Source organism: Nakamurella leprariae, from assembly GCF_016918035.1.
Taxonomy (GTDB): domain Bacteria; phylum Actinomycetota; class Actinomycetes; order Mycobacteriales; family Nakamurellaceae; genus Nakamurella; species Nakamurella leprariae.
In genome coordinates, this window is record NZ_JAERWK010000021.1 from 112,667 (window position 1) to 124,556 (window position 11,890).

The window sequence follows — 11,890 nt, forward strand, 5'->3', positions numbered from 1 at the left end:
GGGGCGTGAGTGGTGGAGACCGCCCCACGGTCCGGCGCGGAGCCGTCCGGTCACCGTGGATTCCGACCGCCACCACCGAACCTGCAGGTCACGGACCCGGAAATCGACTGGGCCCCGATCCGACGCACCAACTGGTTGCGTGCTGCAAGCAAGCGGGTCTATAGTTGCGCGAAGCAACCACTTGAGCTCGTCAACCGCCGTTCGAGCTCGCTCGCGCCCGCCTCGCCCCGACCGATCGTCGCCGCGGACGGACGCCGCTCCCCTTCTCGTTCCCCTGGAGTGCGTTCGTGACCACCTCCCTGCCCCGGCACTCGCGGCCTGACGACGCCCATGCCTCCCGGACATCAGCACCGTCCGACCGGCAGCTGTCCGACACCGCCGCGGCACCCATGTCGCGCCGGCAGACCCTCGAGGCGCTGTCCGGCCTGCTGATGGGCATGTTCGTCGCGCTGTTGTCCAGCACGGTCGTGTCCTCGTCGTTGCCGCGGATCATCGGCGACCTCGGTGGCACGCAGGCCGCGTACACCTGGGTCGTCACCTCGACGATGCTGGCGATGGCCGTGTCCACCCCGATCTGGGGCAAGCTCGCGGACCTGTTCAACCGCAAGTTGCTCGTCCAGTTGTCCCTGGTGCTGTTCGTGATCGGTTCGGCGCTGGCCGGTCTGTCCCAGGACTCCGGGATGCTCATCGTGTTCCGCGTCGTCCAGGGCCTGGGCGCCGGCGGTCTCACCGCTCTCGTACAGGTCGTGATGGCCGACATCATCAGCCCACGTGAGCGCGGCAAGTACATGGGCTTCATGGGCGCCGTCATGGCCGTGGCCACCGTCGGCGGCCCGCTGCTCGGTGGGGTCATCACCGACGGCATCGGCTGGCGCTGGAACTTCTACGTCGCCGTGCCGTTCGCCGTCATCGCGCTGGTGCTGCTGCAGAAGACGCTGCACCTGCCGACCAAGCGCCGCAAGGTCACCATCGACTACCTCGGCGCCGCCCTCATCGCGGTCGGCGTCTCCTCGATCCTGATCTGGGTCACCCTGGCCGGCAACAACTTCGACTGGTGGTCGTGGGAGACCGTGGCCATGGTCGGTGGCGGCATCGTGGTGCTGGTGCTGGCCGTGGTCGTCGAGCTGCGGGCCGAGGAGCCGGTGCTCCCGCTCACCCTGTTCAAGGACCGCACGTTCACGCTGGCCGTCGTGGCCAGCCTGGCCGTCGGTGTCGCGATGTTCGGCACCTCGGTCTTCCTGAGCCAGTACATGCAGCTGGCCAGGGGCAAGACCCCGACCGAGTCCGGCCTGCTGACCATCCCGATGATCGGTGGCGTCCTCATCGCGTCCACCATCGCCGGGCAGTTCATCAGCCGCACCGGCAAGTGGAAGAGCTGGCTGGTGACCGGGTCGTTCATGGTCGCGGTCGGCCTGACGCTGATGGGCACCATCCGGTACGACACCAGCTTCGTGCTCGTCTCGATCTACATGCTGGTGCTGGGCGCCGGCGTCGGCATGGTCATGCAGAACCTGGTGCTCATCGTGCAGAACTCGGTGGACGTGCGGCAGCTCGGCGCGGCCAGCGCCGGGGTCGCGTTCTTCCGGACCCTCGGCGGCACCATCGGTGTGTCGGCACTGGGCGCGGTGCTCGGCACCGCCGTGGCCAACTACACCAAGGAGGGCATCCCGGCCCTCGACCCGGCCTCGCAGCAGGCGGCCGGAGCGCTGGCCGGCGGCAGCATCCCGCACCTGAGCACGTTGCCGGAGCCGCTGCGGCTGCTGGTCGAGTCCGCCTACGGGCACGGCACCGGCGACATCTTCCTGTACGCCGTGCCACTGGCGATCATCACGATCCTGTGCGTGGTCTTCCTGCCGAACCGGCCGCTGGGCACCAAGACCGCCGTCGAGCAGATGCAGGAGAAGGGCCAGCCCGAAGGGGCCGGTGAGCGGTTCGCCGAGCGCCTGGTCGAGACCGCGGCGGACGAAGGTGCGGCCGTACCGACCGTGCACGACGGGGAGGCCGCCGGCCGGCACGGCGAGCAGGCCGAGACCGTCGGCGCGACCGATGGTGGGCGGCACCGCCGGTCATGACCAGCACCACGGTGGGCGGCCCGGCCCCGGCAGCGGATCGCACCGATCCCGCCGGGCCGGGCGCCGGCGACCGGCACCTGGTGCCCGACCCGGACGACGCCATCGGGCGGGTGGCCGCCGAGCTGTCCGAGCTGTACGTCGCCACCAAGCACCGCTCCGCGCAGGACGCCCACTTCGTCCACCCGGAGCTGAACGCGACCGGCTGGATCCTGCTCCGCACGATCCTGCAGCACGCCCCGGTGCAGGCCTCGACGCTCGCCCACCTCACCGACCTGGACAAGAGCGTGGTCAGCCGTCAGGTCGCGGTGCTCAAGCGGCTGGGGTTCGTGCAGGCCCGCACCGACCCGGACGACGCGCGGGCCACCGATCTGTCCCCCACCGAGGCGGCCTGCCACCGCCTGGAGCTGCTCGGCCAGCGGGTCCGCGACGACTACCGCGAGCGGCTCGCCGACTGGTCCGACACGGACCTCGATGCCCTGGCCACGTTGCTCGGCCGGTTCAACCGGTGCCGGTCCGGCCACCAGAGCGCCTGACGTCCGACCCTGACCGCCGGCGCGACCAGCGCCGACGGTCAGTCGTACTCGGTCGGCAGCTGCGGGTCCCGGGCGTGCGCGACCATCCGCTCCAGCTCCCAGCGGTTGATCCGACCCGGTGACAGTTCGGGCAACTCGTCGAGGCTGAACCAGCCGATGTCCAGGGTCTCCAGCACGTCCGGCGCGGTCGCCGATCCGGTCGGCCGGCACAGGAAGAACAGCTTGTAGATGCTGGTCGGCAGCCGCGGGCGGTGACCGCGGGTGTCGCGGTCCCAGACGCCGACCAGCTTGACCACCTCGGCCGGGTACCCGGTCTCCTCGCGGATCTCGCGGATCACCGCGTCGGTCGGGGTGTCCCCCGGGTCGGCCCAGCCGCCGGGCAGCGACCACCGGCCGTCGGAGCGTTCCCGCATGAGCAGGACGCGGTCACGGTCGTCGACCAGCGCGCCGCGCACGTCGACCTTGGGGGTGGCGTGGCCCTGGTCCCGCCCGAGATCGGCCAGCCAGTCGGCGGCCGGGACGTCCACGCTGGTCGCCGCGAGCAGGTCGGCGGCGATCGCCGCGACCTTGCGGTAGCGGTCGGCGTCGAACTCGCCGGGACCGTAGGACAGCCCGCTCTGCGCCAGCGCGGCGAGCGTCACCGCGGCGCGGTGGATCTGGGCGGCGGGATCGATCGGCTCGTGCTCGGAGGTGACGGTCACCGCAGTTCCCACACGACGATGATGCCGACCGTGACGTCGGCGTCGCCGGCGGCCACGGGCATCGGTGGTCCAGCCGACGCGGCGAGCGCGACGGACTCCCGCAGCATGGGGACGACCGGCGCGGCGCCCTCCTCGAGCCGGAGCACCCGGCCGAGCTGGCGGCCACTGAGCGCCGCGTAGTGCTCCGCCTTGGTGCGGGCATCGTCGAACGCCCGCTCGCGGGCCACGACCGACGCGTCCACCAGGTCCGTGGCCGAGAACGTCACCCCGTCGATCCGCAGTCCGCCGTCGCTGTCCGCGGCCAGGTCCGACAGCAGCTGCTCGATGCCGTCAAGACGGGGCAGCTCCACCGACAGCCGTTGCGTCGCGGCGTATCCGAGCAGCCGCTCCTGACCCGCGTGGTAGTCCGACCTGGGTCCGAGCGAGATGTCCTGGGTCCGGACGTGCCGCGCCTCCACCCCCTGCCCGGCCACCAACGCCAGCACCCTGGCGCTGGTGGTCGCCGCGTCCCGGAAGGCCTCGCCGGGATCCGGCCGCAGGACGTCGACGTTCAACCTGACGGTCGCCCGGTCCACCGGGGTGGCCGCACTGCCCGTGCCGCTCACGGTCACCGACGACCCTGCGTCGACATCACTCGGTTCGATCACCCGGACAGTGTGCCCGCGACGGCACCGCTTCGGGCGCCCTCGCCCTCGTCGGTCGAGGTCTTCGCGCCCGACGGTCGGCGCTCATGGACCGCCCCGGCGTCATGATCGCGCTCATCGTCGTCGCTGCGGTGATCCTCGTGGGCTCGGTGCTGACCGGTCTGCTGACCGACGCCGGTATCGGCGTGTGGTTCACGGCGGCCGCCATGCTCATCGCGGGGACCAACACGGCCTGGCTGCTGCGCCAGCAGCGTCGTCCTCGGCGCGACGAGATCTGACCCCCGGCGCTCGGTGTGGGCCGGCCGTGGCACCGTCAGGACGGCACGGCGGACCGGCTCGGGCGACCCCCGGTGCGCCGCCGCGGACCCCCGACCGGTCCCGCGGCGGTGTGGGTCAGCCCTGGCTGCGCAGGGCCGAGTTGATCGTCCCGGTGGACAGCACCGGCCCGGGTCCCATGGGCAGCTGCGGCATGAAGTACTGGGTCAGCACACCGACGAACCCGGTCCCGGCCGCGGCGCCGGCCAGGGCGTCCTCGCTCAGCTCCTCGTCGTCGGACACGGCCGGCGGCAGGGCGAGCACCATCTCGCCCGGCACGGACTCGACCACGGTGATGCCGACCTCGGCCGGCACCACGACGCCCTCGGCGCTCAGCGCGGCCCGCGGGTCGGCGATCAACGCCGCCCGGAACTCCGGGTCGGTGGCCGAACGGGTCAGCAGCTCGTTCATGTCCATGGCACGACTCCGATCCTCGGGTGGGTCTGGGGCGGGCGTGCCGTGGTCACGCGAGCCGCTCGGACTGTAACCGAGAGTTGATCACGAGTCACTGCCCGTGATGGATCTGGCCGGTTGGCCCCTCAGTCCGGCCGGACGACGACGATCCGGTCGGCCATCGTGTCCCGGGAACGGTGGTCAGTGATCCGGGCGGCTCTGGTGGAACTCCCACGCGTCGCTGACCATGCGGTGCAGGTCGTACTGCGGTTGCCAGCCCAGGCGCTGCCGGGCGCGGTCGGCCGAGGCCACCAACTGGGTCGGGTCGCCGAGCCGGCGCGGCCCGATCGCGTGCGGCAGGGTCAGACCGGTCACCTCCTCGATGGTGGCGATGACCTCCTTGACGCTGAACCCGTTGCCGTTGCCCAGGTTGCAGATCAGGTGCTCGCCCGGGTGCGCGGCGTCCAGCGCGAGCACGTGCGCCTTGGCCAGATCAGCCACGTGCACGTAGTCGCGGATCGGCGTGCCGTCCGGGGTCGGCCAGTCGTCGCCGTACACGGTGAGCTTGTCCCGCTTGCCCAGCACTGCGTCGAGGGCGATCGGGATGAGGTGGGTCTCGGTGGTGTGCCGCTCGCCCACCCCGTAGGCCGCGCCGGCCACGTTGAAGTACCGCAACGACACCGCGGCCAGGTCGGTCGCCGTGCACTCGTTGGTGATCATCATGTCGACGGCCAGCTTGGTGGCGCCGTAGGTGTTCGTCGGCCGCGGCGCGACGTCCTCGGTGATCGGCACGGTGTCCGGCTCGCCGTAGGTGGCGGCCGTGGACGAGAAGACCAGCCGCGGGACCCCGTGCTCGGTGATCGCATCCAGCAGCGCCCGGCTGCCGACCACGTTGGTCCGCCAGTACATCGACGGGTGCGCCACCGACTCGCCGACCAGCGACTTCGCCGCGAAGTGCAGCACCGCGTCGAACCCGGCCCCGGCCAGCACCCGGCCGGCCGCGCTGATGTCGTCGACGACCAGCTCGACCCCGTCGGGCACCGAGTCGGCGTGACCGGTCGAGCAGTCGTCCAGCACGACGACCTCGTGCCCCTCCTCGAGCAACACCCGCACCACGACGGAGCCGATGTACCCGGCCCCACCCACCACCAACGTCTTCACGAGCGCGTCTCCTCTCACCGGCCCCGGAACCCGCGTCGACGGTAGTGGACGCAGCCTGCGGCGCCCGTCCCGTCGACGGTGAGGAAGACCGCAGCAACCCCGAGCCTGCCGGGGTGGGCGGGCCGGGTCAGCTGGCCAGGTCGGCGAACCGCGAGTAGTGCAACTGGTGGGCCACGGCCACCGTGGCGGTCGGGCCGTTGCGGTGCTTGGCCAGGATGAGGTCCGCCTCGCCGGCCCGCGGATCGTCCGCCTCCCAGGCGTCCGGACGGTGCACCAGGATGACCATGTCGGCGTCCTGCTCGAGCGAGCCTGACTCACGCAGGTCGGACAGCATCGGGCGCTTGTCGGTGCGCTGCTCCGGACCACGGTTCAGCTGCGAGATCGCGATGACCGGCACCTCGAGCTCCTTGGCCAGCAGCTTCATCTGACGCGAGAACTCGGAGACCTCCTGCTGCCGGGACTCGACCTTCTTGCCCGAGGTCATCAGCTGCAGGTAGTCGAGCACGATCAGCTTGAGGTCGTGCCGCTGCTTCAGGCGCCGCGCCTTGGCCCGGATCTCCATCATCGTCATGTTCGGGCTGTCGTCGATGAACAGTGGCGCGTCGGAGATCTCGCTCATCCGGCGGACGATCTTCTGCCAGTCCTGCTCGCCCATGGTGCCGGCGCGCATGTGCCCCAGCTTGATCCCGGCCTCGGCCGAGAGCAGTCGCATGGTGATCTCGGTCTTGCTCATCTCCAGCGAGAAGATCACGGTGGCCATCCGGTGCTTCACCGCGGCGCTGCGCGCCCAGTCCAGGGCCAGGGTCGACTTCCCGACACCCGGCCGCGCAGCCACGATGATCATCTGGCCCGGGTGCAGGCCGTTGGTCAGCCGGTCGAAGTCGGCGAAGCCCGTCGGCACACCGGCCGCCTGACCACCGGCCGCGGCGATGGCGTCGATCTCGTCCATCGTCGGCTGCAGCAGCTCCTCGAGGACGACGTAGTCCTCGCTGGTGCGCCGCTCGGTGACCTCGTACAGCTCAGCCTGGGCCCGGTCGACGATCTCGTCGACCTCACCGCCGCCGACCTCGCCCTCGTTGCCGCCGTAGCCCATCTGCACGATCCGGGTGCCGGCCTCGACCAGCCGCCGCAGGATGGCCTTCTCGGCGACGATCTGCGCGTAGTAGCCGGCGTTGGCGGCGGTCGGCACCGAGGCCATCAGCGTGTGCAGGTAGACGGCGCCGCCGATCCGGGTCAGCGTGCCGCGGCGGTCCAGCTCGGCGGCCACCGTCACGGTGTCGGCCGGCTCGCCCCGCGAGTACAGGTCCATGATCGCGTCGAAGACGAGCGAGTGGGCCGGCTTGTAGAAGTCCGGTGACCGCAGCACCTCGACGACGTCGGCGATGGCGTCCTTGGACAGCAGCATGCCGCCGAGCACCGACTGCTCGGCCGGCAGATCCTGCGGCGGCTGCCGATCCAGAGGGACCGGTGCGTCCGTCCGTGCCGGTCGCCCCTGCCAGCGGTCATCGACCACCGCCATCTCGTGTCCCACCCTCTCCTGCCCGCGCCGCGGACGTCCCCGACGGGCGTCCGGTCGGCACCGCCCCGACCACTCACGAACCACCAACGTCGCACATCGCGGATCCCGCGTCGTGCCCCGGCACCGCTGTGCCGGCGAGCGCCGGACCCGTCCCGATCCGGCGCGGACGACGATCGACCGCTGTCCGGATCTGTCTACCGCGCACCCCCGACAGACCGGCATTCGGACCGCTGGGGCAGGTGACGGACCGTCTGCTGGACCGTCACCGGGCACCCGCCGGACCGACCGCCACCGCGGCGACGAGCACCCCGACCGGATGACCCCCGTGGCAGCGTCGGAACGGTAGAGCCACGACGGGTCGAGGGACAATCGGGACTGTGCACACCAGGAGGACCGGATGTGCACAAGCTCCGCATCACCGCAGGTCCACCACCCACACCGTGTGGACAGCTTTGGGGAAATGTCCGAGCCCTCGTCCCATCACCGCAGGTCAACGGCTCGCAGGCGTCACAGCCTCTGTGGACAACGGATCAATGGCCACCACTCGGCGCGCCGCGACCGGCGTGTCGGAACCGTGATCAACCGCTCGGCCTGTGATCGGGCCGAGATCCGGGCGTGATCGCGGCCACGATCGGCTGGTCCGCAGCGCGGAGCGAGCGCGGTCACCCCTCGGGCGGTGTGCCACTCGATCGAGGGACAGTGGTCGTCGCGGTGTGTCGTTCACTCAGCGTGACGATCGATCCGCGATCCGACGAGCCGCCTCGTGTCCGGCCACGTGCGTCCGCATCGCGACGGCGGTGGACGTCCCGGAGCACACGTCGACGAACACCCGAGCCGCAGCACGCCCGACCGCCCGACCGGGCCCACGTCGCCTTCGGTGCGTCTTCGTTGATTCCCGTTCGACGTCGTGCGGACCACCGACCCGCCAGGAGCTCGGATCACCGGCGCGGCGCCGGTTGCCGCGGTCGGTGGACCCCGGGTAGGAACCTGTCATGACCATCTGCTGCCGCAGCCTCCGTCCGGACCGCCGATGAGCGGCCGTCTGGTCGCGGGGATCGATTCGTCGACCCAGTCGTGCAAGGTGGTGGTGCGGGACGCGGAGTCCGGGGTGCTGGTGCGGGACGGCCGGGCCGGGCATCCGGAGGGCACCGAGGTCGATCCGCGGGCCTGGGAGGACGCGCTGGGGCAGGCGGTGGCCGCAGCCGGTGGGCTGGCCGACGTCGCGGCGGTGTCGGTGGGCGGGCAGCAGCACGGCCTGGTCTGCCTGGACGCCGACGGGGCCGTGGTCCGGCCCGCGCTGCTGTGGAACGACACCCGCTCGGCGGACGCGGCCGCGGCCCTGGTGGACGAACTGGGCGCCGCCGCGTGGGCAGACGGCACCGGCACGGTCCCGGTCGCCTCGATCACGGTGAGCAAGCTGCGCTGGCTGGCCGAGCACGAACCCGAGTCGGCGCGGCGGACGGCCGCAGTGTGCCTGCCGCACGACTGGTTGACCTGGCGGCTGACCGGGTCGACCGACCTGGCCGACCTGGTCACCGACCGATCCGATGCCTCCGGCACCGGGTACTTCGACGCTCGCACCGGGCAGTACCGCCGGGACCTGCTGGCCCACGCGTTCGGCCGGGACGACGTGGTGCTGCCCCGGGTGCTGGACCCGGCCGGCGCGATCCAGGGCCCCGGGTTCCTGCTGGCCGCCGGGGCCGGCGACAACGCCGCCGCGGCGCTGGGTCTGGACGCCGGGGACGACGTGGTCGTCTCGCTCGGCACCTCCGGGGTGGTCTCGGCGCGCACCAGGGTGCAGCCGGCCGACCCGTCCGGCACCATCGCCGGGTTCGCCGACGCCACCGGCGCGTTCCTGCCGCTGGTGGTCACCCTGAACGCGGCCCGGGTGCTGGACGCGGCCGCCCGGCTGCTGCGGGTCGACCACAGCGAACTGAGCCGGCTGGCGCTGGCCGCCCCACCCGGCGCCGACGGCCTGGTGCTGGTGCCCTACCTGGAAGGGGAACGGACCCCGAACCTGCCCGAGGCGACCGGCGCCGTGCACGGCCTCACCCTGGCCACCGCCCGACCCGAGCACCTGGCCCGCGCCGCCGTGGAAGGCATGCTCAGCGGCCAACGGGTCGGCATCGACGCGCTGCGCACCGCCGGCGCCACCGTCGACGCCGTCCGCCTCATCGGCGGCGCCGCCCGCTCCCAGGCCGTCCGCCGGATCGCACCCACCGTCTTCGGCGTGCCCGTCCTGGTTCCCGCCCCCGGCGAGTACGTCGCCGACGGCGCCGCCCGCCAAGCCGCCTGGGCCCTGCACGGGGGGACCGAACCGCCGGCCTGGCCCGCGGCCGCCGCCCCCCAACGCCACGAGGGCGACGAGACACCAGGGCTGGCCGACCGGTTCCGGGACGCGGCCGGTCGCTGGCTGCCGCGCTGACACCCTCCGAGTCACCACCGGTTCCGGCCCGGAAGCGCAGCAGGCCCCGTCGATCGCAGGGATCGACGGGGCCTGGTGCGCGCGGTGTCGGGTCACACCCGGATCACACTCAGATCATTCGGCGGCGACCCGCAGGGTGACGGTGGCCGAGACACCCGGGTGCAGCTTGACGGTCACCGGGTGCTTGCCCACAGTCTTGATGTGGCCGTCGGTCTCGATGATCCGCTTGTCCAGGACGGGACCGCCCGCGGCCTTGATGGCGGCAGCCACGTCGGCGGTGGTGATGGACCCGAACAGCTTGCTGCCGTCGCCGGTGGTGCGGGCGGTGATGACGACCTCGCCGGTCTTCTCCAGCGCCTGCTTCACCTCGTTGGCGTGCTCGACGCCGCGGATCTCCCGAGCCAGCTGGGCCCGCTTGATCGTGGCGATCTGCTTCTCGGCGCCCTTGGTGGCCGGGATGGCCAGGCCGCGCGGCAGCAGGAAGTTCCGGCCGTAGCCGTCCTTGACCTCGACGACCTCGCCGGGGGCACCCAGGCCGGGCACGTCGGTGGTGAGGATGAGCTTCATGGTGCGATCTCCTTCGGTTCCCTGAGCGCGCTCAGCGAGCGGTGGAGGTGTAGGGCAGCAGAGCCACCTCGCGGGCGTTCTTGACGGCCGTGGCGATGTCGCGCTGGTGCTGGGTGCAGTTGCCGGTGACCCGGCGGGCACGGATCTTGCCGCGGTCGGAGATGAACCGACGCAGCAGGGTGGTGTCCTTGTAGTCGATCGGCTGGGCGTTCTCCTTGCAGAACGCGCAGACCTTCTTCTTCGGCTTGCGGACCGGAGGCTTGGGCATGGATGGCTTCCTTCGATGAGTCTGGTGTCCCGGCGGCGCACGAGCGTGGCGCCGGCACGGAGGTGGTCGGCTCGGCCCGGGACCGGTGACGCGCGGCCCGCTCGGAGGCGGGACCGGCGGTGACCGACCCGACGAGGGTCAGAACCGGGGAAACGACGGCAGACGGCTGGACCGCTGCGCTCAGCACGCTGCGATCAGAACGGCGGTTCGTCGGAGTACCCGCCGCCGGCCGGCGGCGCCGATCCCCACGGGTCGTCCGACGGCGGCGCGGAACGACCGCCGCCACCACCGCCGTAGCCGCCACCACCGCCACCACCGAAGCCGCCACCACCACTGCCGCCGTCAGCCCGGGCGACCCGGTTGACCTTGGCCGTGGCGTACCGCAGCGACGGGCCGATCTCGTCGACCTCCAACTCGATGACGGTGCGCTTCTCGCCTTCCTTCGTCTCGAAGGAACGCTGCTTGAGTCGCCCGCTGACGATCACCCGGGAGCCCCGGGTGAGCGACTCGGCCACGTTCTCGGCGGCCTGGCGCCAGATGTTGCAGCGCAGGAACAGCGCCTCGCCGTCCTTCCACTCACCGGAGGCGCGGTCGAAGGTGCGAGGGGTCGACGCGACGGTGAAGTTGGCCACCGCAGCGCCGGACGCCGTGAAACGCAGCTCGGGGTCGGCGGTCAGGTTGCCGACCACCGTGATGACGGTGTCGCCTGCCATGTCGTCCGGGTCCTTACTTGGCGTCCGGGCGGATGATCTTCGTCCGCAGCACGTTCTCGTTGAGGTTGAGCTGACGGTCCAGCTCGGCGACGACCGCCGACTGACACTTGACGGTGATCACCGCGTAGATGCCCTCGGCGTTCTTCTTGATCTCGAACGCCAGCCGGCGACGACCCCAGACGTCGACGGTGTCGACGGTGCCGCCACCCTGCCGGATGACGTTGAGGAAGGTGTCGATGGACGGAGCGACCGTGCGCTCGTCCAGACTCGGGTCGAGGATGAGCAGCAGCTCATAGGAACGCGGAGCGGTGGAAACGCTCACATCGGCCTCCTGTGGTCTCATCGGCCGTGGTCGATCCACGGCAGGAGGATGTCGCCCGCCCACACCCGCGGGAGCGCGTCCGGGAGCGCCTCGGTGGCGCCGGTCCGGACACGATCCACCCGGCCACGACGGCTCGGGGACGACGCGCACGCGCACGACGGATCCCGGGCACGCTGGAGCCGGGCGGATGGCAACCTGACCATGCTACCAGCGGCGCAGCCGCCGACTCGGACCCCGGTCGGTCCGCACCCGGCGGC

The 11,890-nt window shown here is 71.8% G+C and carries 13 protein-coding genes; 4 read left to right on the forward strand and 9 right to left on the reverse strand.

Annotation, left to right across the window (positions count from 1 at the left end; translation table 11 throughout):
- The first annotated feature begins 389 nt into the window (after positions 1 to 389).
- Complete coding sequence (locus tag JL106_RS16590) at positions 390 to 2,072, forward strand: MDR family MFS transporter (RefSeq protein WP_268928255.1); 1,683 nt, start codon at positions 390 to 392, stop codon at positions 2,070 to 2,072.
- On the forward strand, positions 2,069 to 2,605 hold the full coding sequence (locus JL106_RS16595; RefSeq protein ID WP_205261863.1) for a MarR family winged helix-turn-helix transcriptional regulator: 537 nt from the start codon (positions 2,069 to 2,071) through the stop codon (positions 2,603 to 2,605). Before JL106_RS16590 ends, JL106_RS16595 begins: the two co-directional genes overlap by 4 nt.
- 38 nt (positions 2,606 to 2,643) lie before the next feature.
- On the opposite strand, the gene JL106_RS22200 is transcribed toward JL106_RS16595, so the two are convergent.
- Positions 2,644 to 3,306, reverse strand: coding sequence for an NUDIX hydrolase N-terminal domain-containing protein (locus tag JL106_RS22200; protein ID WP_328842548.1), 663 nt, complete (start codon positions 3,304 to 3,306; stop codon positions 2,644 to 2,646).
- Complete coding sequence (locus tag JL106_RS16605) at positions 3,303 to 3,953, reverse strand: SIMPL domain-containing protein (RefSeq protein WP_205261864.1); 651 nt, start codon at positions 3,951 to 3,953, stop codon at positions 3,303 to 3,305. The genes JL106_RS22200 and JL106_RS16605 overlap by 4 nt, the downstream gene beginning before the upstream one ends.
- An 83-nt stretch (positions 3,954 to 4,036) precedes the next feature.
- Between JL106_RS16605 and JL106_RS16610 the strand changes: the two genes are divergently transcribed.
- A complete protein-coding gene (locus JL106_RS16610) occupies positions 4,037 to 4,228 on the forward strand; it encodes a hypothetical protein (protein WP_205261865.1) in 192 nt (63 codons plus the stop codon).
- Between the two features lie 115 nt (positions 4,229 to 4,343).
- On the opposite strand, the gene JL106_RS16615 is transcribed toward JL106_RS16610, so the two are convergent.
- The 3 genes from JL106_RS16615 to dnaB all read right to left on the reverse strand — a co-directional run bounded on the left by JL106_RS16615 (position 4,344) and on the right by dnaB (position 7,338).
- Positions 4,344 to 4,682 carry an NHLP leader peptide family RiPP precursor gene (locus JL106_RS16615; RefSeq protein ID WP_205261866.1) on the reverse strand — a complete coding sequence of 113 codons (339 nt, stop codon included), beginning with the start codon at positions 4,680 to 4,682 and terminating at the stop codon, positions 4,344 to 4,346.
- Between the two features lie 177 nt (positions 4,683 to 4,859).
- Positions 4,860 to 5,819: a UDP-glucose 4-epimerase GalE gene (galE, locus tag JL106_RS16620; protein ID WP_205261867.1), complete on the reverse strand. Its 960-nt coding sequence runs from the start codon at positions 5,817 to 5,819 to the stop codon at positions 4,860 to 4,862.
- A gap of 127 nt (positions 5,820 to 5,946) precedes the next feature.
- Positions 5,947 to 7,338 carry a replicative DNA helicase gene (gene dnaB / locus JL106_RS16625; protein WP_205261868.1) on the reverse strand — a complete coding sequence of 464 codons (1,392 nt, stop codon included), beginning with the start codon at positions 7,336 to 7,338 and terminating at the stop codon, positions 5,947 to 5,949.
- A 1,030-nt stretch (positions 7,339 to 8,368) separates the two neighbouring features.
- Here dnaB and xylB point away from each other — a divergent pair.
- Positions 8,369 to 9,763, forward strand: coding sequence for a xylulokinase (gene xylB / locus JL106_RS16630; protein ID WP_205261869.1), 1,395 nt, complete (start codon positions 8,369 to 8,371; stop codon positions 9,761 to 9,763).
- A gap of 114 nt (positions 9,764 to 9,877) precedes the next feature.
- Here xylB and rplI read toward each other — a convergent pair whose 3' ends face one another.
- The 4 genes from rplI to rpsF form a co-directional block, all read right to left on the reverse strand.
- On the reverse strand, positions 9,878 to 10,330 hold the full coding sequence (rplI, locus tag JL106_RS16635) for a 50S ribosomal protein L9 (protein ID WP_205261870.1): 453 nt from the start codon (positions 10,328 to 10,330) through the stop codon (positions 9,878 to 9,880).
- Positions 10,331 to 10,361: 31 nt separating this feature from the next.
- A complete protein-coding gene (gene rpsR / locus JL106_RS16640) occupies positions 10,362 to 10,598 on the reverse strand; it encodes a 30S ribosomal protein S18 (RefSeq protein ID WP_205261871.1) in 237 nt (78 codons plus the stop codon).
- A 194-nt stretch (positions 10,599 to 10,792) separates the two neighbouring features.
- The gene (locus JL106_RS16645) at positions 10,793 to 11,311 is read right to left on the reverse strand and encodes a single-stranded DNA-binding protein (RefSeq protein ID WP_205261872.1); all 519 of its coding nucleotides are present in this window, start codon (positions 11,309 to 11,311) and stop codon (positions 10,793 to 10,795) included.
- Between the two features lie 13 nt (positions 11,312 to 11,324).
- On the reverse strand, positions 11,325 to 11,633 hold the full coding sequence (gene rpsF, locus JL106_RS16650) for a 30S ribosomal protein S6 (protein ID WP_328842549.1): 309 nt from the start codon (positions 11,631 to 11,633) through the stop codon (positions 11,325 to 11,327).
- Positions 11,634 to 11,890 lie beyond the last annotated feature (257 nt).